The sequence below is a fragment of the Pyxidicoccus sp. M15 genome, from assembly GCF_056858435.1.
The window spans coordinates 3,904,944-3,925,404 of sequence record NZ_CM166495.1 but is presented as its reverse complement, the minus strand read 5'-3'; the positions used below and the strand labels follow the sequence as shown (position 1 = coordinate 3,925,404).

Here is a 20,461-nt window from a genome sequence, read left to right as displayed (position 1 = left end):
TTTCGTTCCCAGTCACGGGCATGTGAACGCCCTGTGACGCCCGATTCTGGACGCATCCCCCGTCCATCGCGCTCGCATCCGTCCGCCACCTGACGACCCGCTCACGGGCACCGGTGTTGCACAGGGAGCCCTCCGACTGCGGCGGGGAGGCGAGGGACATGGGTGGGTGGCGGTTGGATGAACGGGCGAGGCGGGGTCTGCTCGCCGCAGTCCTCCTGGGCATGCCCGCGCTTGCGAGCGCGGGAGCGACTGCCCCGGAGGAAGTGGCTTCCAGCACGGATGCCGCGGAAGACACGCTCTCGGGCGGTGTGGTGGATGGCGTGGAGGGGACCGGGGGCGGTGAGCCGGCGGGTGCGGCCACGGAGGGGCCCACGGGTGACGACTCGGGCGGGGTGATGGAGGGGGCACTGGCGGAAGCGGTGCCAGCGCAGGGGAAGCCCGAGACGCAGGTGTCACCCGTGGGCCCGGTGCCGGGCAAGTCCGAGCCGGTGTCGGAGAAGCAGGGCAAGAAGAAGAAGAAGGTGAAGCCCGGCGAGCCGCAGGACGACTCCCTGGGTGAGAACCCCGACGCCGTGGACGACACGGCCGCGGAGGACAAGGAGAACCTGCGCGTCTTCGGCCGCGTGTTCGCCCGGGCCCGCGCGGACGAGCGCCAGAAGTACCAGCGCTCGCTGAGCATCCCTTCCGCGCGCGTGGGCGTCAGCACGTCGCTGTCCAACCTCGAGGCCGAGGTGACGGCGGACCTCGCGGACGAGTCGATTCTGAAGGACGCCTTCGTGCGCCTCGCGGACGACTCGAAGCGCTTCCGGCTGTACGGCGGTCAGTTCAAGTCGCCCTTCCTCCAGCGCTCGCTGGAGTCTGCGTGGGATTTGCCCGTGGTGCGCCGCGGGCTCGTGGAGGACTACCTCACCGAGGTGCACCAGCTCGGCGGCCGCCGGCTGGGACTCATGGGTGAAGTCCGGCTGAAGGAGACCTGGGGCCTCAAGCTGTCCGCGGGCGTCTTCGAGGGTGCCAAGGACGAGGCGGGCGTGCGCATGAAGGAGGACGCCGCCGCGCGGCTGAGCCTCCGCCCGTTCAAGGCGCTCACCGTGGGCGTGAGCACCTATATCGCGGAGGCGCTGGAGGTCGTGCGCAAGCACGCCGTGGCCGCCGACGCGGAGCTGCGCCTGGGCGCGCTGTCGCTCACCGGCGAGGCCGTCACGGGCCGGCTGCCGCTGGGCCCCTTCACCGCGCAGCTGCTGCTGGCGCACTACACGCTGCCCCTGGGCGGCGACGAGTGGGCGCTCCAGCCCCTCGCGGGCTTCGAGGCGCTCCAGCTTCGCGGCGACGTGGAGGGCAAGGGCCACGCCCTGGTGGGCGGGCTCAACGTCCTGTTGGGAGACCGCTTCAAGGCGATGTTCCAGGCGGAGCGCGCGCTGCGTCCAGGGGACGAGGCCGCCGCGCTCGAATACTCACTGCAGCTCGCCGCCCGTTTCTGAGCACGGAGACACGACACCATGCTCTCGTTCGCGGAAGGTGAAGTCACCAGGCTCCGGCGTGAGTTCAAGCTCGTGCTGGGGGAGAAAGAAGCGCCCGCCTTCTGTGGGCGCCTGTCGCGCGAGCTGGGGGGGCACCTGCCTCCGCCCACGCGCATCGTTTCCGTCTACTTCGACCGGCCGGGCTGCCCGCTGGCGGAGCGCGCGCTGCGCACGCCGGACGACTGCCTCAAGGTCCGCACCAAGGAGTACTCGCCGGACCTGGGCGCGGGTGGCCAGCAGCGGGTGGTGCTGGAGGTGAAGCGCGAGCGGCATGGCCTGACGCAGAAGCGCAGGGTGTGGGTGCCGCGCGCGGACCTGGGTCGCGTGCTGCGCGGCGGCGCCGGCCTGCTGCCGCTCATCGCGGGAGGCAGCCTCGTGCCGGTGCTGGCCGTCACGTACAAGCGGCACGTGTACCAGGCCACGCAGGAGTGGCGGGTGACGGTGGACCGGGACATCGCCTTCCACACGATTTCGCCGGAGCTGGCGCTGTCGCAGCTGTCGCTGACGGCGGAGCGGTTGGGTCCGCCCCAGTCCATGGATGGGCGGGTGGTGGTGGAGGTGAAGCACCTCGGGTGTGAGTTGCCCGAGTGGCTGGCGTCGCTCAATCCGGGCGGAGCGCCGGCCTACAGCAAGTTCGCGGAAGGGATGGCGAGGGTCTACTCCTTCGCCACGGATGGGGTCGTAGGGGGATAGGGCACCGTGTTCATCGACTTCGAGGGGATTGACGGCAGCGGGAAGACCACACTGTCCAACCTGCTGGCCGCGCGGCTGAAGAAGCTGGGCTACCGGGTGGCACATGCGCGGGAGGGGGGCGAGCTGCAGGCGCCCGCCGCGCGGCGCGTACGGGAGCTGACGCGTGACTCACGGCTCCTGGAGATGTCTCCACGGACCGAGTTCTTCCTCAACCTGGCCAGGGATGCGCAGCAACTGGAAGAGGTGATTGCCCCCGCGCTGCGGCGGGGCGAGGTGTGCATCACCGACCGCTACCTGTACTCGCAGCTGGCGCTGAGCGGCGGCGGGCGCGGGCTGCCCATGGCCGAGCTGAAGCCGGCGTGCGAGCTGGCGTCGCAGGGACTGTGGCCGGACCTGGTCATCCTGGTGGACGTGGACCCGGACCTGGCGCGGTGGCGCAAGCGCCTGGGCAAGGTGCAGAGCGCGCGCGTGTCGGACGGTGACAGCCGCAAGGGGCTGGCCGGCGCGGGCCTGGCGGTGCGGGTGCGCGAGTCCTTCCTGGAGATGGCGCGCAAGGACCCGCAGCGCTGGCTCATCCTGGAGAACAACGACGTGCCGCTGCGCGTGCTGGAGCAGCGGCTGGTGGACGCGGTGGTGGCGCGGCTGGAGGGGCGGGAGATGCCGGTGCAGCGCATCGTCCCCGCGTCGGCCGCCCTGCCCCCGGGCCCGACGACGGTGGAGAACGCGGAGGAGCGCTTCTTCCACGCGCTGGACTCGGTGGAGGTGCGCGAGCCCGCGCTGGCGGCGTGGATGGTGGGCGGCATGCCCGGCCTGCCCGCGCACCAGCGGCGGCTGGGCCATGCGGAGCGCTTCCCCACCCTCACCGCGCGCGGCCTGGGCGGGCTGGACGACGAGCCGGCCTGGACGCTGCGCGAGGTGCTGGCGACGACGGCGCCCGCGGAGGTGGCCACCAGCCTGGTCGGCGTGACGGGCCCGCGGGCGATGATGCTGCGCGAGCGCCTGTACGCGCAGGCCCCCACGGAGGTGCTGTCCGGCCTCAAGCGGGACAGCTCGCCCCAGGCCTGGGCCCTGCGCGAGCGCGGCATGAAGGACGGCCGGCTGGCGGACGTGCTCTCCGGGCTCGCGGGGGTGGACGGCGACGAGTCCTGGGTGGTGCGCGAGGCCGGGGTGCAGCGCAAGCTGTACGCGGAAGTCGCGCGCAGCCTGGGCGGGCTCACCACGGCGCGCGCGGATGCGCTGCGCGAGGTGCTGCTGCCGCAGGACCGGCTGGCGGTGCTGCGCAGCACCAACGGCCTGGACACGCCGGTGGCGCGCGGCCTGCGCGAGGCGCTGGCGGACAAGGCGCTGAAGCTGGTGCTGCGCTCGCTCACCGGCCTCACCACGGAAGAGGCCTGGGCGCTGCGCGAGAAGGGCGCACCGCTGACGAAGGAGGCGCTGGACTCGGTGGACGGGCTGGACGACCCGCGCGCGTGGAAGCTGCGCGTGACGTACGCCAACCGCTGGCCCTCCACGGTGCTGTCGTCCCTCAAGGGGCTGCCGCTCGGGCCGCATGCCCGCGCGCTCATCGACCGCGTGCTGGAGGCGAACCCGGGCCGGCTGCCGGTGCTGCGCAACGCGTACGCCGTCATCGCCACCGCTCGCGGCCTCGCGGCCGCGCCCACCCGTACGGCCCGCCCCGAGGCGGACGTCGCGGCGCGTGCGGAAGTGCAGGGATAGCCGCACATGGACCCGTTCTCATCGTTGCTCGAAGGCGCGAAGTCGGAGCTGGGCACGATTCACGCGGGGGCCATGTTCCCCCGCATGCTGGCGGCGACGCTCATCGGCGCGCTGCTGTCGCTGCGGCCCTGGCGCCTGCTGATGAAGCGCTCGCTGCCGAAGGCGGAGATGATTCAGGCGCAGGTGCTGCTGTGCGCCGCGGCGGCGGTGATTACCGCCGTCATCGGCGACAGCGTGGCCAAGGCCTTCGGCCTCGTGGGCCTGGGCGGCTTCGTGCGCTTCCGCTCGGGGCTGAAGGACCCGCGCGACGCGGCCATCCTCTTCCTGATGATTGGCCTGGGCATGGCGTGTGGCCACGGCAGCCTGGGGCTGGCGGGCATGGGCACGCTGTTCGTCGCCGGGCTGCTGTGGGTGCTGGACCTGTTCAACCGCGAGGAGAAGAGCGCGCCGAAGCAGCGGCTGCTGGTGTCCGCGCAGGCGGATGACCTGGTGGGCGCGGAAGCCACGCTGCGGACGGCGCTGCGCGAGCGGAACGTGCTGGTGAAGAGCTGCGCGCTCGACTTCGACGGGCGGCGCGTGGAGTTGGAAGTGGAGGAGCCGGAGCCGGGCTCCCTCGCGGCGGCGCTGGGCCGCACCGAGGGGACGCCGTTGAGGGGGCTGCGGTGGACGGCGGTGAGCCCGAAAGGGGCACGGGAGGACATGGTATGACGCGCAGGTGGATGGCCGCGCTCGCGGCGGGCTGGGTGCTGGTGGCGTGTGGTGGCGGGAGCAGCCTTCCTCCGGGACCGGGGGACGACGCGCAGAATCCCCCCATCGGCAACCCGGACGGCAGCATCGACCTGCCGGGTGAAGTGAAGAACCCGGACGGCAACAATCCGAACCCGACGCCCGAGGAGCCGACCTCGCTGTGGCCGCTGGCGACGGGCTCCACGTGGGTCTACGACATCAAGGACCCCGTGCAGGGCCAGTTCAAGAAGACGGTGACGGTGCTGGGCCCGCGCGAAGTCCCCGACACGCAGGGGAAGATGACGGCGGTGCTGGTGCACAGCCGCCAGGACCGCACGCAGAACGGGATGGTCTACGAGGAGTACTCGTGGCAGCTCGAGCTGACCAACGGCCTGGTGGTGCGCCTGCGCGAGGAGGACCACAAGGACGGCGTGCAGATTCGCTCCACCGTCTGGGCTCCGGCCACCGTGAAGTCCCTGGCCCGCGCGCCCGAGTCCCTGCCCTGGTCCTACCAGAGCGCGGTGCTGGAGCAGACGGTGCTGGGCGACGGGACGAAGGAGGACAGCGACCCGACGTACAACTGGCGCGTGGTGGAGAAGGGCCTGACGCTGCAGACGAAGGCGGGCACCTTCACCAACGTCATCAAGGTCCAGCGCGACAAGCTCAACGACGCGGGCGAGGTGAAGGAAGGCAAGGAGCGCACGTACTGGCTCGCGCCCGGCGTGGGGAAGATTCGCGAGGAAGGCGAGCGCACCGAGGAGCTCGTCTCCTACGACGTGAAGAGGTAGCGCCCGTCCGTGGAGGCGGCGGACGCGAGAGGGCTCGCTCCGCCGCCTGCCCGTCACACGGCGATGGTTGGATGAAGGTTGGTGAATGAACGGTTGGGCTTCCGCCCCGAGTTGGTTCGGGAGGAGGCCTCATGCACCGGACGTCCACCTTGACCTTCGCGCCCCTGGTGGCGGCGCTGATGCTCGTGACAGGCGTCGCCTGCGCGGGCGTGCTGCCTCGCGACCCGTTCCTCCAGAAGGTAGGACCGGACACCGCCACGGTGGCGTTCCGCCTCGCGGCCGACTGCTCGCCCTCCGTGCGGTATGGCGTGGGCACGACCGACCAGACGGTCGCCTCCGCGGCCAAGGGGCGCATCCACGCGGTGGTGCTGACGGGGCTCAAGCCCGCCACCGAGTACACCTACGTGGTGGACGCCTGCGGCAAGACGACGCCCGCGAAGCGCTTCCGCACCGCGCCCGTGCCCGGCACCCGCAACGTGCACTTCACCGCGGTGGGTGACTTCGGCACCGGCGGCACGGACCAGAAGCTGGTGGCCGCGGCCATGCTCAAGGTGAAGCCGGAGCTGTTCGTGGCGCTGGGCGACAACGCCTACTCGTCCGGCACCGAGTCCGAAATCCAGAACAACCTCTTCACGCCCATGGCCGAGCTGCTGGCCGAGGTGCCCCTGTTCGCGTCGCTGGGCAACCACGAGTACGTGACGAACCAGGGGCAGCCGTACCTGGACAACCTCTACCTGCCCTCCAACAACCCGGCGAACAGCGAGCGCTACTACTCGTTCGACTGGGGCCACGTGCACTTCGTGGCGCTCGACTCCAACTGCGCCATCGGCCTGGCGTCGGCGGACCGCTGCGCGCTGGCCGCGCAGAAGGCGTGGCTGGAGAAGGACCTGGCCGCCACCACGCAGCCGTGGAAGGTCGTCTTCTTCCACCACCCGCCCTGGTCCAGCGGCGAGCACGGCTCGCAGCTCGCGATGCGCCGCAACTTCGCGCCCATCTTCGAGAAGTATGGCGTGGACCTGGTGCTGACCGGGCATGACCACAACTACGAGCGCAGCAAGCCGATGCAGGGCGACGCCGTGGCGGCCGCGGGCAAGGGCGTCCCCTATCTGGTGGTGGGCGGCGGCGGCGCGTCCCTGCGCCGCTTCGCCACGTCCCGGCCGGACTGGAGCGTCATCCGCGACGACCAGGCCCACGGCTTCCTCGACGTGAAGGTCGTCGACGGCACGCTCACCGCGAACCTCATCGAGACCGACGGCAGGGTGCTGGACAGCTTCACGCTGAAGAAGGACCTGCCCCCGCTGGAGCCGCCGCCCGTCGGCACGCTGACCGTCACGGTGGAGGGCGAGCGCGGCGTGGCCCCGCACCAGGCGCTCTTCCGCGCCACCCCGCCCGTGGCGGGCGCGAAGGTGACGTGGGACTTCGGCGACGGCGGCACCGCCGAGGGCGAGTCGGTGACGCACACCTACGAGAAGGCCGGCCAGTACACTGCGACGGCCACGGCCACGCAGGGCACGCAGTTGCTGACGGCCACCGCCGTGGTGCAGGTGACGGCCGCCTCGGGGGGCCCGGGTGAGACGCCCGCGGACCCGGAGCCGACGGACCCCGGCACGGACACGCCGGTGGAGGACCGCCCGGGCCTGCCCGCGGACCCGCCGGACACCACGGACGCGACGGATGACGGCATGGGTCCCGGGGGTGGCGGCTGCGCCGCGAGCCCCACGGCGACGCTGATTCCCGCCCTGGGCCTGCTGGTGGCCGGGCTGGCCCGCCGTCGCCGCCGCAAGTAGGAACGTGAACCCAGGCCCTCGCCCGGAGCACCGGGCGGGGCCTCCACTCCCCTCTGAAACGAGGGGTCCCGCGCCCCTCCGGGGAGACAGCGGCCCGTCCGGGTGGTTGGTGGACTCGCGTCCGCCGGCCACCCGGTTTTGCTTTCCGGGCTTGTCAACCCGGCCCGGGGAATGCAAAGGCCCATTCCGCCATGGCAATCAAACGCAAGTCCCGCCCGGACTCCCGGCCGGCCCCGAAGAAGTTCTCCGCCGAAGGGTCCGGGAAGAAGCCCGCGTCCACCGAGCGCCCCCGGCGCTCCGAGGACGCGCGCCACGCCGAGCGCCCGGAGCGTTCCGAGCGCCCTCCCCGCGCCGAGCGCTCCGAGCATCCGCGCGACAATGAGCGCCCCGCCCGCGCCGAGCGCTCCGAGCGTCCACGCGACAATGAGCGCCCCGCCCGCGCCGAGCGGTCCGAGCGCCCCGCCCGTACCGAGCGCTCCGAGCGCCCGCGCGACAATGAGCGCCCCGCTCGCGCCGAGGGGTCCGAGCGCCCGCGCGACACCGAGCGTCCGCGCCGCTCCGAGCACCCACGCACCGAACGGTCCGAGCGTCCACGCCGCGACGAGCAGACCCGTGGCGCCGAGCGTCCACGCCGCGACGAGCAGACCCGTGGCGCCGAGCGTCCGCGCCGCGACGAGCAGCCCCGTGGCGCCGAGCGCTCGGGCCGCCCCGACCGTGGCGAAGGCGCCGGCCGCCCCGAGCGCGCCTGGCGCTCGGACGGCGCCGGCCGCTTCGGCCACTCCAAGCGCGCCGACCGCGGCGAGCGCCCCGAGCGCGTCTCCCCCGCCGAGCGCGCCAGGAACCCCGAGCGCTACGAGCGCCCCGTGCGCGAGGACCTCGTCCTCCAGGCGTGCCTCGAGGCCTACGGCTCCGTCCGCCACGAGGGCCGCCTGTCCGACCGCGCCCTCGACTTCGTCCTGCGCCACAAGAAGAACCTCTACTCCAACGAGCGCCGCGCCGTGGCCGAGCGCGTCTACGGCCTGCTGCGCCGCCAGCGCACGGTGGACTTCCTCCTGTCCCGCGCGCACCCGCGCTTCGACGCGCTCGACAAGACGCGCCAGGACGTGCTGCGCCTGGCCACCTCGCGCGTCCTCTACGGTGAGTCCGTCGACACCGTGGTGCGCACCAGCGCCCTGGGCCCCGCGGATGCCGCGGCCCTCGGCTCGCTTCCGGAAGCCGCCGCCGTGCTGGAGGCCCTGCCGGAGCGCGAGCGCTTCCCCATCGCCGCCTCGCTGCCGGACTTCCTCGCCGACCTCTTCCGCAAGCAGTTCGGCCGCGACGCCGCCCGCGCCGCCGAGGCGATGAACGAGCGCGCCCCCCTCACCGGCCGCGCCAACCTCCTCAAGGGCGACCGCGACGCCCTGGCACAGCGCCTCAAGGCCGAGGGCGTGGACACCAGCCCCACCCCGCTGTCGCCCATGGGCCTGCACCTGGAGTCGCGCCTCAACGTCTTCGCGCTGGAGAGCTTCCGCGAGGGCTTCCTGGAGCTGCAGGACGAGGGCAGCCAGCTGCTCGGCATGCTGGTGGACGCGCCGCCCACGCGCGTGGTGGACGCGTGCGCGGGCGCCGGCGGCAAGACGCTGCAGCTCGCCGCGCAGATGAAGAACCGGGGAGACCTGCACGCGCTGGACGTGGACGAGCGCCGCATGGAGGACCTCAAGAAGCGCGCCCGCCGCGCCGGGGTGCACAACGTGCGCACCCAGCTCATCCCCCATGAGGGCCCGGAGGCGGACGCCGCGCTGGAGCCGCTCAAGGGCAAGGCGGACCGCGTGCTCGTGGACGCGCCGTGCAGCGGCACCGGCACCTTCCGCCGCAAGCCGGACGCGCGCTACCGCCTCACGCCCGAGGACCTGGAGATGCACGTGGGCCGGCAGAAGGCCCTGCTCGCGCGCTTCGCCCTGCTGGTGAAGCCCGGCGGCCGCCTCATCTACGGCACGTGCAGCGTGCTCCACGCGGAGAACGAGGGCGTCATCGAGGACTTCCTGTCCAAGCACCCCGACTTCACCGCGCGCCCGGTGGCGGAGCTGCTGGGCCCGGAGCTGGGCGCGAAGGTGGGCCCCGGCCCCTACCTGCGGCTGGCGCCGCACACGCACGGCACGGACGGCTTCTTCGGCGCCGTGCTCGTCCGCGCGAAGTAGCCTTCCCGAGGAGAGAGACTCCGGCCATGCCCCACGCCGTCCGCTACCGCGTTTCCATGCCCCGGCCGCACTCGCACCTCCTGGAGGTGGAGGCCACCTTCCCGGAGGGGCCCGACGTGCTCGACGCGGTGCTGCCGGTGTGGACGCCCGGCAGCTACCTGGTGCGCGAGTTCGCCCGGCACGTGCAGGACCTGTCCGCGGCGGGCCCGGACGGCGCGACGCTGCCGGTGCGGCGGGTGGACAAGCGCACCTGGCGCGTGCAGGCGGGCGGCCGCGCCGTCACCCTGCGCTACCGCGTCTACGCCAACGAGCTCACGGTGCGCACCAGCCACCTGGACGGCACCCACGCCTTCTTCAACGGCGCCTGTGTCTTCCTCTACACGGAGGCCACGCGCGGCCTGGAGCACCACGTCACCGTGGACGCGCCCCAGGGCTGGCGGACGTTCTGCGCGCTGGGGCAGCGCGAGGACGCCTTCATCGCGGCGGACTACGACATGCTGGTGGACAGCCCCTTCGAGGTGGGGCCCCACACGCCGCTCTCCTTCACCGCCGCGGGCGTGCCGCACGACGTGGTGGTGTGGGGCGACACCGTGACGGACGCGGAGCGGCTGTGCGCGGACCTGCAGCGCATCTGCGAGGCCCAGGCGCGCCTGTACGGCGGGCTGCCCGTCCCCCGCTACCTCTTCCTGCTGTACCTGACGGACAAGGGCCGCGGAGGGCTGGAGCACCAGGCCAGCACCGCCCTGCTCTTCCCGCGCGCGGGGCTGTCCAGCTCGCGCGGCTGGGAGGACCTGCTCACGCTGGCCGCGCACGAGTACTTCCACCTGTGGAACATCAAGCGGGTGAAGCCCCGGGCGCTGGTGCCCTTCGACTACTCGCAGGAGAACTACACCTCGCTCCTGTGGGCCTTCGAGGGCTCCACCGCGTACTACGACAACCTCTTCGTGCGCCGCGCGGGGCTGATGTCCGCGCAGCGCTACGTCACCCGCCTGGGCGAGGCGCTCACCGCGCTCCACTCCACCCCGGGACGCCGCGTGCAGACGCTGGCCGAGGCGTCGCTGGTGAGCTGGGTGAAGCACTACCGCCCCGACGAGCACTCGCCCAACAGCGCCATCTCCTACTACCTGAAGGGCGAAATCGTCTCGGCGCTGCTGGACCTCGAAATCCGCCGCGCCACCGGCGACGCGAAGAGCCTGGACGACGTGATGCGCCTGTTGTGGGAGCGCTACGGCGACGGCTCCGGCGTGCCCGAGGACGGCGTGGAGGCGGCGGCGAGCGAGGTGGCCGGCATGGACTTGACGCCCTTCTTCGACCGGGCGCTGCGCACCACGGAGGAACTGGACTACTCCGTCTTCTCGCACGTGGGCCTGGAGCCCGCCTTCCGGCAGCGCGAGTCCACCAGTGACAAGGGCGGCACCCCGCCCCCCAAGGGCAAGGCCGGCGAGGGCCGTCCGAAGGGCTGGCTGGGCCTCACCACGAAGGGGAGCTCCACGGTGGCCCTGGTGCTGGAGGGCTCGCCCGCGCAGGAGGCCGGCCTCTACGGGGAGGACGACGTGGTGGCGCTGGACGGGTGGAAGGTGGACGGCGCGGGCCTGCTCGGCCGGTGCGAGGACAAGCGGCCCGGAGAGACGGTGCGGGTGACGGTGTTCCGCCGGGACAGGCTGCTGGAGGTGCCGGTGGTGCTGGGCCAGAAGCCCGCCGAGGCCGTGTGGCTGTCCCGGGTGGAGCGTCCCACGGACGCGCAGAAGGCGGCATTCCAGGCGTGGCTCGGCGCCCCCTGGGACGAGGCCCCCGGCCCGTCATAGGCTCCGGGGCGATGAACGCCCTGCCCCCGGATGCCGTGGACGCGGACTCGCCCCAGCCCTTCTGCCAGCAACATCCGCGCGAGCCCGCCGGCTGGCGCTGCCAGACGTGCGAGGCGGCGCTGTGTCCCGACTGCGCGGTGGGGCGGCGCGCGCAGACGGTGGAGCTGGTGGCGTGCGGCCTGTGCGGAGGCGGAGCCCAGCCCATCCTCGCCCACCGCCGCCGCGTGCCGCTGGCCCGGAGGCTGGCGGGCGCCTGGCGCTATGTCTTCACCGCGTCCGGGCTCCAGGTGCTGACGGCGGTGAGCCTGGTGCTGGCCGTGCTCGGGTGGTTGCTGGAGATGACCGTCCCCTTCCTGAAGGTGCTGCCCCTGGCGCTGTACGGCAGCATGTTCTGGGCCACCTTCTTCACCCTGGTGCGGGACTCCTCCCGGGGCGACACGGAGCTGGACACGCCGGAGTTCACCGACTTCTTCAACGACGGCGTCGTCCCCGGCATCCGCGGGCTGACCGCCTTCGCCGCGGTGTGGATGCCGGCCATCGTCTACACGGCCTTCCTGCGCCCGGGGAGCACCGGCTGGTTCGGGCTCGGCGTCATCCTGACGGGGGAGAACGTCCCGCCCGACCTGCTGAGAGACCCGGTGCTCTGGGGCCTGCTGCTGCTGGGCGTGGTGTGGCAGCCCCAGGCGCTCCTCGTCACGGCGGCCGGCATGCCGCCCACGGCCATCTACAACGTGCCGGCCGTGCTGCGGATGGTGCGCACCCTGGGCCGCGACTACCTGCTCACCGCGGGCGCGCTCGTGCTCCTGGGCGCGCTGCACCTGGCGGCGCATGGCATCGCACACGCCCTGCGGTGGGTGGACCTCGTCTTCATCTCGCGCGTGCTGGCGGAGGCCGTCACCCTCGTCGTGCCCTTCACCGCGGCGCACGTGCTGGGGCTCCTGCTGTACGTCCGCGGTGACGCGCTGGGGTACGGCGTGACGCGGGACTACTGGGCCCCCATCCTCGGAGACACCCGGCCGCGCCTGCAGGCCCCGCCCCTGCGCGACGAGGGGCTGCTGCCCGCCCTCCCCGAAGGGGTGGAATCGTTCACCGAGGTGAAGGACGCGGCGCGGCAGGCCGCGAGCGACGGGCTGTCCGCGCTGGCGTCCGCCGTGGAGGCGCGCGACGTGCCCGGGGCAATGGCTCTGTACACGACACTGCGGGCGCAGCCGGCGGTGAAGGTACCCCCGGCGCACCACCTGTTCGTCGGACAGGCCGCGGCCGTGGAAGGAAACTTCCCACTGGCGGTAGCGGCGTTGGAGTCCGCGGCAGATGTGGCGCCAGATGCCCCCACCGCGCCCCGTGCGTTGGTACTTCTGGCGCGCGTGTTGGGCGAGCGGATGCGCGAAACGGCGCGCGCGGAGGAAGTCTATCGCTACGTGCTGCACCGCTATCCGGACTCGAGCGCGGCGCGCTTCGCGCGAGAGCGCGTGGCTCCGTCTTCCGACTGACAACGGCGTTGCCGCGCGCTCCGTGCGGCACCACCTTGAAGCGCATCATGGTTCGGGTGCGTGGATGGTGGTGGCTCATCGGTTTGTCTCTCCTCGCCGGATGCGACGAGGCGCCGCGTGTCGAGCGCGCGGAGGATGATTGCCAGGCGGAGTTGGTGGCCTTGAGGGTGGAGGTGGTGACGGCGGAGGGGGCTCGCGTCCGGGGCGCCACCGTGACAGCCACCAACGTGACGTCGAACGTGAGCATCACCGGGGTGACGGACGAGCAGGGCGTCACCACCGCCATCAACGAGTCGCTCGCCCCCAGTCCGGTGCGCGTGGTGGCCAGCGCCGGCTCCAAGGTGTCGTCCGCCTGGCGCGTCGAGTGGACGTGTGACTCCTGCAACTGCGTTCCAGAGCCGGGCACGCTGCAGCTCGAGCTGAACCCGTAGGGCCGGGAGCCCGGCCCCTCCCTGCTCGCGGGACTTCCGGGCTTCGCACCGGAGAGGTTGTGCTGCCCCCTTCGCCTGGGGTACGGCTAACGCCGTGCGCAACGCCCGCCTGCCCTCCCAGCGTCCCACCTCTTTCGCCCCCAGGGCGGCCCGCCAGCCGGGCGCCGCCCCGGGCGCGGCTGGGGGAACGTGTCCGGGTGCAGGGCGGGTTTCCCCTCCACGAGGTCATGCCGGCGCGCTACCTCTCGGGTAGGCATCACCGGTCACCATCATGTCCGCAGACAGCGTGGAACAGCTTCTCCAGTGCGCGCTCTCCGAGCTGACGGAGCGCTACGTCACCCACTCCCACCCCGTGCCCGCCGGCCTCCTGGAGGCCTTGGACGGGGACGCGCGGCGGGGCGCGCGGGAGCTTGCCCGCCGCATCCGGGCGCGGCAGGAGCGCAACCGCTCCGAGGGCCAGCGCCTGCGCCACCTGCTGAAGTTCGAGGTGGAGCTCTGGGAGCAGGGCCTGACGCACGTGGCGGGCGTGGACGAGGCGGGCATGGCGCCGCTGGCCGGCCCGGTGGTGGCCGCCGCGGCGGTGCTGCCGAAGGGCTACCGGCTCAAGGGGCTGGACGACTCGAAGAAGATTCTCGACGCGGAGCGGCGCGAGGAGCTCGCGGTGGCCATCAAACGCGACGCGGTGGCGTGGGCCGTGGGGCGGGCGGAGGTGGAGGAAATCGACCGCATCAACATCTACCACGCGGGCCTGCTGGCCATGCGCCGCGCGGTGGAGGGGCTGGGGCTGAAGCCGGACTACGTGCTGGTGGACGCGCGGAAGATTCCGGAGTGCCCCTCGCCCCAGCGCGGCATCATCAAGGGTGACACGCTCTCCATGAGCATCGCCGCGGCCTCCATCCTCGCGAAGACGACGCGAGACAGGCTGATGGCGGAGCTGGACACGCAGTACCCGGGCTACGGGCTGGCCGCCCACAAGGGCTACCCGACGCCGCAGCACGTGCAGGCGCTGAAGGAGCGGGGCGTGCTGCCCATCCACCGCCGGAGCTTCGCGCCGGTGCGCGAGGCGCTCGGACTGGGGCCCGCCTCCATGCCCTCCTCGGTGCAGACGGAGCTGTTCCCCGCTATGCCTTCCCCGACGACGACGAAATCGTGAGCTCGGACCAGGACATCGACGCATGGATGGCGGCGCGGGGCATCACCCTACCCGACTCCCGCGTCCGCGCCCGCGCCGTGCTGGTGGAGGCGGGGCTCACGCGCGACGGCAAGCAGCGCATGAGCGAGCCGAAGCTGCTCAAGGCCGCCGAGCTGCTGGACGGCCGCTTCTTCTTCGTGTGCGCGGACACGGCGTGTCTCAAGGTGGCCCAGGCGAGCGGCAAGGAGCCGCTGCGCGTGGAGCCGCGCAGTCACTGCGCGCGCTGCGGAGGCTCGGCCAACCGGCGCGCGGAGGTGGCCTTCCTGGAGAGCTGCCGGCGCCACGGCGTGGGCAAGGTGGTCATCGTCGGTGGCTCGCCCGCGGTGCGCGAGGAGCTGGCGGAGAAGCTCGGGGACCAGATTGACCTGCGCATGGTGGACGGCACCGAGCGGCGCACGTCGGACCGGGCGCGCAGTGACTTGGACTGGGCGGACCTGGTGCTGGTGTGGGGCGCCACGGAGCTGCACCACAAGGTGAGCGGGCACTACACGCACGGGGGCCCGGCCTACAGCCACAAGGTGGTGCACGTGGTGCGCCGGGGCGTGGCCGCCCTGCTGGAAGAGGCCATGACACACCTGGAGCGGGCGCGTTGAAGACCGAGCTCATTCTCATCCGACACGGCGAGACGGAGTGGAACTCACAGAACCGGCTGCAGGGTCACCGGGACAGCGCGCTGAGCCGCGAGGGGCTGCGCCAGGCGGGCGCGCTCGCCGCGCGGCTCGCGGCGGTGCGCTTCCAGGCGCTCTACAGCAGTGACCTCGGCCGGGCCCTGGAGACGGCCCGGTGCATCGCCGCGCGCACGGGGCACGCCGTCGTCCCGGACACGCGCCTGCGCGAGCGGGGCCTGGGCATCCTCGAGGGGCTGACGCGGGAAGAGGCGAGCCAGCGCCACCCTGAGGTGTTCGAGCGCTACTCGAATGGCGGGCCGGACTACGTCGTCCCCGAGGGAGAGAGCACGGGGCAGCGGCTGGCGCACGCGGTGGAGTGCCTGCGGGAGCTGGGCAGGCGCCACCGGGGAGAGCGGGTGGTGGCGGTGACTCACGGCGGCGTGCTGAGCCTGCTGTTCCGCCACAGCCTGGGGATTCCGCACAACACGCCCCGCGCCTTCTCCGTGCTCAACGCGGGGTGGAACCAGTTCGACGACCACGACGGCACGCTGCGGCTGGTGACGTGGGGCGACGTCACCCACCTGCAGGACGTCAGCCGCGACGACACCTGAAGCGCGCCCCGCTTTTCGTGAAGCGGGCGGGGCGCCCGCGGGCACTGGCTACAGCTCGACTCCGAGTTGCCCTACCTGTGAGGCCATTGCGGCAGAAGGCAACCCGGTAGGGCGGCCAATCGACAGTACTTGACCTGGCAGACTTGCCTCGATGGCAGACAGTCTGGCCAGCTATCTTGAACTCACCGAGAGAGACGCCCGCGCGCAATGGCTGCGTGTGAAAGAGCGCGACCTGAAGCCCCGGCAGGAGCGTTTCCAGCCGGTCGAAGTCCTGCTCTGCTACGCCCTCTTCTTCATCCTCAACCCGCATTCCTATGGCGGGGGGAACATCGGCAGCGTCCCTGAGCCGGTGAAGCGTCTAGCGAAAACGTTTCGCCGCAGCCCCGGCTCCCTGACGAGCAAGATGCTGAACCTGGATGGCTCTCGGAAGAACAGCGGGCGCTTGGAGCCTGAACTCTTCTTGGAACTGGCTCGGTCGCCCGACCACTTCGCTGAATTGTACGAGCGAACGATTCGTACTGCGCGGAGCGTGGGGTTTGGACCGGAACTGGTGCCAGACGTCTTGGGGACGATCCAGGAGAAGCGAGTCGAGTTGCTGGGGCAGGAGGAGCTGGGAAGTGCCGAAATAGGCGCGGTCCTTGAGGAGCAGAAGCAGGAACTGAAACGGTTGAAGGAGGATCTCCATCTCCGTGAACGGGAGACCACGCGACTCGTGGAGCAGCGGGTCCGACTCGGTCAGCACCGATTCGCTTCACGCGTGCTCGACGACTACGAGCATCGCTGTGGGTTCTGCGGCTTCGCCCCTCACCGACTCAGCCATCATCGGCTGCTCATCGCCTCGCACATCAAGCCGTGGGCACGCTCGACAGACAAGGAGCGGCTCGACCCACGCAACGGTATCGCCGCATGCCCAACGCACGACGCGGCCTTCGATACTGGTCTACTCACCGTCAATGGTGGACTGCGAATCCACCGCGCGGAGCACCTGAAGGCCAGCTTGGCCGCTGGCGAGGGCCCCACCCTATACTTCAGCGAGCAGATCCTCGGAGAGCGCCTCATGCTCCGAAAGGGTAGGGTCGGGCCCGCACCAAAGTACCTGCGCTACCACAACGAACACGTGTTCCTGAATCAGCTGGGCGGAAGCTGACCTCGTAGGAGGAATGCCCGGACCGCCTCCAGTCCAGGCATCCTCTCCTCGGCCAACCGTTACAGCTCGACCTGGATGCGCTCCTCGCGCGTCGCCGCGCGGGAGGGCCGGGACTGCGACTTCACCAGCCGGCGGGCCTCTTCAATCGCGCCGGACACCACCTCGGCGGCGTGGCGCGCCTGCTCGGGCGTGTGCGTCGCCATCACCTGCATGCGGAAGCGCGTCTCGCGCAGGCGCACCGCGGGGTACTCCACCAGGTTGGAGAAGATGCCGCGCTCGAAGACGAGCTTCGCGGCGAGGCGGGCCACCTTCGGGTCCCCCACCGGCACCGGCACCACGTTGGAGGGCTCGCCGAGGCACTCGATGCCGCGCTCGGAGAACGCGGTGCGCAGCGCCACGCTGTTCTCCCGCGCCTTCGTGCGCAGCGCCTCGCCCTCTTCCGAGCGGACGATGCGCAGCGCCTCCAGCACCACCGCCGCCTGGATGGGCAGCAGCGCGTTGGAGAAGATGTGCGGCCCGCCCATGACGCGGACGTACTGGCGCACCGCCGGGTTGCGCGTCGCCATGAAGCCGCCGTTGGAGGCGAACGTCTTGGAGAAGGCGCCCACCACCAGGTCCACCTTCCCGAGCAGCCCCTGCGCGCCCAGGCTGCCCGTGCCGCGAGGCCCCAGCGCGCCCAAATCGTGGGCCACGTCCACCAGCAGCGTGGCACTGAACTCGCGGCAGATGGCCTGCAGCTCCTCCAGCCGCGGCACGTCCGAGTCCATGGAGAACAGGCCCTCGGTGACGACGAGCACGCCGTTGCGCGTGTCCCGGGCGCGAATCTCCTGCAGCTTGCGGCGCATGGCGCGGTTGCTCAGGTGCGGCACGCGGCTCACGTTCTGCGTGGCGGCGGCGGCCCCCTGCTGCAGGCACTGGTGCGACAGCGCATCCATCACCACGTGGTCATCCGGGCGCACGAGCCCGACGATGGTGCCGAAGCCCGCGCCCCAGCCCGTGGAGAACAGCGCCACGTGCGGCATCTGCAGGTGCTCCGCCAGCGCCTTCTCCAGCATCAGCGACGGCGCGGTGTTGCCCCCCAGCATCGCCGAGCCCGCGCTGTGCAGTCCGTACTGCTCGATGGCCCTGTGCGCCGTGGCCACCACTTCCGGATGCGTGGAGAGCCCCAGGTAGTCCTGCGAGCCGAAGTTCAGCCCCACCTGCGACGCGCCCGTCTCCGCCCGCACGCCGCACTCCGCGGTGGGCGCCGCCTCCAGGCTCCGCGAGTACGGCCACAGCCCCGTCTGGCGCCTCGCCTCCTGCCACTGGAAGAACTCTTCCGTCCGCCCCAGCAGGTCCGGTCCCGTCGGCTGCGCGTAGTTGGAGATGAAGTGGGTGAAGAGCGGAGAGTCCAGCTGATCGCGCAGGTCCATGAAGCACTTCCGGGGGAGGAGGGGGGCATCGCTGGGACGAGAGCCAAGGCGCTTGGGGGGCGAGCCGGGTTGCATTTAATGCCTTTGCATCTTTCCAGTGTCAACCGGGCTACTTAGACGGCCGGGCTGTATTCGTTTGCCCTGATTCAAGGGAATGTGAGGAACAGAGCGAAAGCCTGCCCTTGCATGCGACTCGGGCAAGTCCAGCAAGCGCTTGATGTGGGAATGCCGGTCGCCGTCTGTCCTGGAGCATTCAAGAGGGAGGACCCGGCAGGTGGGGTGGCCCTGCCCCTCGGGAACCCGCACATGCGAAGGCCCCGGAGCCGCCGTGCGTTGCAGGCGACTCCGGGGCCTTGAGTGCCCCTACCCCGCGGTGCGAGCCCGCGTGCGCTACTCGTCGTTCTGGCGCAGCGCCGCGAGGACGTTGAGGTCCTCCAGCGTGGTGGTGTCCTGCGTGGACTGCTTGCCCGAGGCCACGTCGCGCAAGAGCCGGCGCATGATCTTCCCGGAGCGCGTCTTCGGCAGCGCCTCCGCGAAGCGGATTTCATCCGGCCGGGCAATGGCGCCAATCTCCTTGCCCACGTGCGCCGCCAGTTCCTTCTTCAGCTCGGGCGACGGCGCGTTGCCCTGCTTCAGCGTGACGAAGGCCACCAGCGCGGTGCCCTTCAACTCGTCCGGGCGGCCCACCACGGCGGCCTCGGCGATGCGCGGGTGCGCCACCAGCGCGCTCTCCACCTCCGCGGTGCCCAGGCGGTGGCCGGCCACGTTGACGACGTCGTCCACGCGGCCCATCAGCCAGAAGTACCCGTCCGCATCCGTGCGCGCGCCGTCGCCGGTGAAGTACTTCCCCGGCAGCTCGCTGAAGTACGTGCGCACGTAGCGCTCCGGGTCGCCGTACACGGTGCGCAGCATGGAGGGCCACGGCCGGGTGATGAACAGCAGGCCGCCCTGCCCCTTCGGCACCGGGTTGCCCTGCCGGTCCAGGATTTCCGCGTGGATGCCGGGCAGGGGCAGCGTGGCCGAGCCGGGCTTCGTCGGCGTGGCGCCCGGCAGCGGCGAAATCATGATGGCGCCCGTCTCCGTCTGCCACCACGTGTCCACCACGGGGCACCGGTTGCCGCCGATGACGTCGCGGTACCACATCCAGGCCTCGGGGTTGATGGGCTCGCCCACGCTGCCCAGCAGGCGCAGCGAGGACAAATCATGCTTGCGCGGGTGGTCCTCGCCCAGGCGCATGAAGGCGCGGATGGCGGTGGGCGCGGTGTAGAGGATGGTGGCCTTGTAGCGCGCGATGATTTCCCAGAAGCGGTCCGGCCCCGGCTGCGTGGGCGCGCCCTCGTAGAGGACGGTGGAGACGCCGTTCATCAGCGGGCCATAGACGACGTAGCTGTGCCCCGTCACCCAGCCCACGTCCGCGGTGCACCAGTAGACGTCGTCCTCGCGCAGGTCGAACACCCAGCGCATGGTGAGCGACGACATGACGGCGTAGCCGCCGGTGGTGTGCAGCACGCCCTTGGGCTTCCCGGTGGAGCCGGACGTGTAGAGGATGAACAGCGGGTGCTCGCTCTCCACCCACTCCGGCTCGCACACGTCGGACTGGGCCTTCACCAGCGCGTCCCACGCCAGCATCTTCGGCCCGGACAGCGCCAGCGAGTCCCCCGTGCGCCGCAGCACCACCACCTTCTCCACGGTGGGCATGTTGGGGACCGCGGCCTCCACGTTCTTCAAGAGCGGCACCACCGCGCCCTTGCGCCAGCCGCCGTCGGCGGTGAGCAGGAGCCGCGCGCCCATGTCGTTCATGCGCTCCTGGAGCGCCTCGGCGGAGAAGCCGCCGAACACCACCGAGTGCACCGCGCCGATGCGGGCACAGGCCAGCATGGCCACCGCCGCCTCGGGAATCATGGGCAGGTAGATGCCCACGCGGTCTCCCTTGCGGATGCCCAGCGACTTGAGCCCGTTGGCCAGGCGGTTCACCTCCGCGGACAGCTCGCCGTAGGTGATGCGGCGGCGGTCACCGGGCTCGCCCTCGAAGAGGATGGCGGGCTTGTCGCGGCGCTTGTCCAGGTGCCGGTCCAGGCAGTTGTAGGACAGGTTGGTGCGACCCTCGACGAACCAGCGCGCGTGCGGCGGCTTCCAGTCGAGCACCGTGCGGAAGGGTTCCTTCCAGAACAGCTCCTCGCGGGCCCGGTCTCCCCAATACTTGTCCGGGTCCTTCGCGGCCTCGTCCCAGAGGCGCTGGTAGTCCGCCATGCTGCGCACGTGGGCCTGCCGCGCGAAGGCCTCGGGCGGGGGGAAGACGCGTGTCTCCGTCAGGACCGACTGGATTTCGTGCTGCGTTTCCGCCATGGGCTCCTCCGCAGA

Annotated in this window: 15 protein-coding genes and 1 pseudogene; 14 read left to right on the top strand and 2 right to left on the bottom strand. The window is 71.6% G+C overall.

All coding sequences use genetic code 11. The features are described from left to right. The first annotated feature begins 158 nt into the window (after positions 1-158). The 14 genes and pseudogenes from ACX9TP_RS14670 to ACX9TP_RS14605 all read left to right on the top strand — a co-directional run bounded on the left by ACX9TP_RS14670 (position 159) and on the right by ACX9TP_RS14605 (position 16,688). Entirely contained in the window at positions 159-1,478 is a 1,320-nt protein-coding gene (locus tag ACX9TP_RS14670; RefSeq protein WP_482980349.1) for a hypothetical protein, read from the top strand. Positions 1,479-1,496: 18 nt separating this feature from the next. After that, positions 1,497-2,210: a VTC domain-containing protein gene (locus tag ACX9TP_RS14665; RefSeq protein ID WP_482980348.1), complete on the top strand. Its 714-nt coding sequence runs from the start codon at positions 1,497-1,499 to the stop codon at positions 2,208-2,210. Positions 2,211-2,216: 6 nt separating this feature from the next. Beyond that, positions 2,217-3,926: a dTMP kinase gene (tmk, locus tag ACX9TP_RS14660; RefSeq protein ID WP_482980347.1), complete on the top strand. Its 1,710-nt coding sequence runs from the start codon at positions 2,217-2,219 to the stop codon at positions 3,924-3,926. 6 nt (positions 3,927-3,932) lie between these two features. After that, entirely contained in the window at positions 3,933-4,634 is a 702-nt protein-coding gene (locus ACX9TP_RS14655) for a DUF4956 domain-containing protein (RefSeq protein ID WP_482980346.1), read from the top strand. After that, positions 4,631-5,440 carry a hypothetical protein gene (locus tag ACX9TP_RS14650; RefSeq protein ID WP_482980345.1) on the top strand — a complete coding sequence of 270 codons (810 nt, stop codon included), beginning with the start codon at positions 4,631-4,633 and terminating at the stop codon, positions 5,438-5,440. Before ACX9TP_RS14655 ends, ACX9TP_RS14650 begins: the two co-directional genes overlap by 4 nt. 131 nt (positions 5,441-5,571) lie before the next feature. Then, a complete protein-coding gene (locus ACX9TP_RS14645) occupies positions 5,572-7,227 on the top strand; it encodes a metallophosphoesterase (RefSeq protein ID WP_482980344.1) in 1,656 nt (551 codons plus the stop codon). 714 nt (positions 7,228-7,941) lie between these two features. Then, a pseudogene (locus tag ACX9TP_RS14640) lies at positions 7,942-9,404 on the top strand (RsmB/NOP family class I SAM-dependent RNA methyltransferase). A gap of 26 nt (positions 9,405-9,430) precedes the next feature. Then, entirely contained in the window at positions 9,431-11,209 is a 1,779-nt protein-coding gene (locus ACX9TP_RS14635; RefSeq protein ID WP_482980343.1) for a M61 family metallopeptidase, read from the top strand. 11 nt (positions 11,210-11,220) lie between these two features. Then, complete coding sequence (locus tag ACX9TP_RS14630; protein ID WP_482980342.1) at positions 11,221-12,699, top strand: B-box zinc finger protein; 1,479 nt, start codon at positions 11,221-11,223, stop codon at positions 12,697-12,699. A gap of 47 nt (positions 12,700-12,746) precedes the next feature. Further along, the gene (locus ACX9TP_RS14625) at positions 12,747-13,130 is read left to right on the top strand and encodes a carboxypeptidase-like regulatory domain-containing protein (RefSeq protein ID WP_482980341.1); all 384 of its coding nucleotides are present in this window, start codon (positions 12,747-12,749) and stop codon (positions 13,128-13,130) included. 271 nt (positions 13,131-13,401) lie between these two features. Then, positions 13,402-14,283, top strand: a complete 882-nt coding sequence (locus ACX9TP_RS14620; RefSeq protein WP_482980340.1) for a ribonuclease HII — start codon at positions 13,402-13,404, stop codon at positions 14,281-14,283. Then, on the top strand, positions 14,280-14,915 hold the full coding sequence (locus ACX9TP_RS14615) for a hypothetical protein (protein ID WP_482980339.1): 636 nt from the start codon (positions 14,280-14,282) through the stop codon (positions 14,913-14,915). The genes ACX9TP_RS14620 and ACX9TP_RS14615 overlap by 4 nt, the downstream gene beginning before the upstream one ends. Beyond that, on the top strand, positions 14,912-15,541 hold the full coding sequence (locus ACX9TP_RS14610; protein WP_482980338.1) for a histidine phosphatase family protein: 630 nt from the start codon (positions 14,912-14,914) through the stop codon (positions 15,539-15,541). The genes ACX9TP_RS14615 and ACX9TP_RS14610 overlap by 4 nt, the downstream gene beginning before the upstream one ends. A 151-nt stretch (positions 15,542-15,692) precedes the next feature. Then, positions 15,693-16,688, top strand: coding sequence for an HNH endonuclease (locus ACX9TP_RS14605; RefSeq protein ID WP_482980337.1), 996 nt, complete (start codon positions 15,693-15,695; stop codon positions 16,686-16,688). A 59-nt stretch (positions 16,689-16,747) separates the two neighbouring features. Here the strand turns inward: ACX9TP_RS14605 and ACX9TP_RS14600 are convergent, their stop codons facing one another. Continuing rightward, positions 16,748-18,100, bottom strand: coding sequence for an aminotransferase class I/II-fold pyridoxal phosphate-dependent enzyme (locus ACX9TP_RS14600; RefSeq protein WP_482980336.1), 1,353 nt, complete (start codon positions 18,098-18,100; stop codon positions 16,748-16,750). 390 nt (positions 18,101-18,490) lie between these two features. Continuing rightward, positions 18,491-20,446, bottom strand: a complete 1,956-nt coding sequence (acs, locus tag ACX9TP_RS14595; RefSeq protein WP_482980335.1) for an acetate--CoA ligase — start codon at positions 20,444-20,446, stop codon at positions 18,491-18,493. Between the last annotated feature and the right edge of the window lie 15 nt (positions 20,447-20,461).

Coding starts and splice junctions, on each gene's coding strand:
- ACX9TP_RS14670 (WP_482980349.1), top strand. CDS start 159: ATGGGTGGGTGGCGGTTGGATGAACGGGCGAGGCGGGGTCTGCTCGCC.
- ACX9TP_RS14665 (WP_482980348.1), top strand. CDS start 1,497: ATGCTCTCGTTCGCGGAAGGTGAAGTCACCAGGCTCCGGCGTGAGTTC.
- ACX9TP_RS14655 (WP_482980346.1), top strand. CDS start 3,933: ATGGACCCGTTCTCATCGTTGCTCGAAGGCGCGAAGTCGGAGCTGGGC.
- ACX9TP_RS14650 (WP_482980345.1), top strand. CDS start 4,631: ATGACGCGCAGGTGGATGGCCGCGCTCGCGGCGGGCTGGGTGCTGGTG.
- ACX9TP_RS14645 (WP_482980344.1), top strand. CDS start 5,572: ATGCACCGGACGTCCACCTTGACCTTCGCGCCCCTGGTGGCGGCGCTG.
- ACX9TP_RS14635 (WP_482980343.1), top strand. CDS start 9,431: ATGCCCCACGCCGTCCGCTACCGCGTTTCCATGCCCCGGCCGCACTCG.
- ACX9TP_RS14630 (WP_482980342.1), top strand. CDS start 11,221: ATGAACGCCCTGCCCCCGGATGCCGTGGACGCGGACTCGCCCCAGCCC.
- ACX9TP_RS14625 (WP_482980341.1), top strand. CDS start 12,747: ATGGTTCGGGTGCGTGGATGGTGGTGGCTCATCGGTTTGTCTCTCCTC.
- ACX9TP_RS14620 (WP_482980340.1), top strand. CDS start 13,402: ATGTCCGCAGACAGCGTGGAACAGCTTCTCCAGTGCGCGCTCTCCGAG.
- ACX9TP_RS14605 (WP_482980337.1), top strand. CDS start 15,693: ATGGCAGACAGTCTGGCCAGCTATCTTGAACTCACCGAGAGAGACGCC.
- ACX9TP_RS14600 (WP_482980336.1), bottom strand. CDS start 18,100: ATGGACCTGCGCGATCAGCTGGACTCTCCGCTCTTCACCCACTTCATC.
- acs (WP_482980335.1), bottom strand. CDS start 20,446: ATGGCGGAAACGCAGCACGAAATCCAGTCGGTCCTGACGGAGACACGC.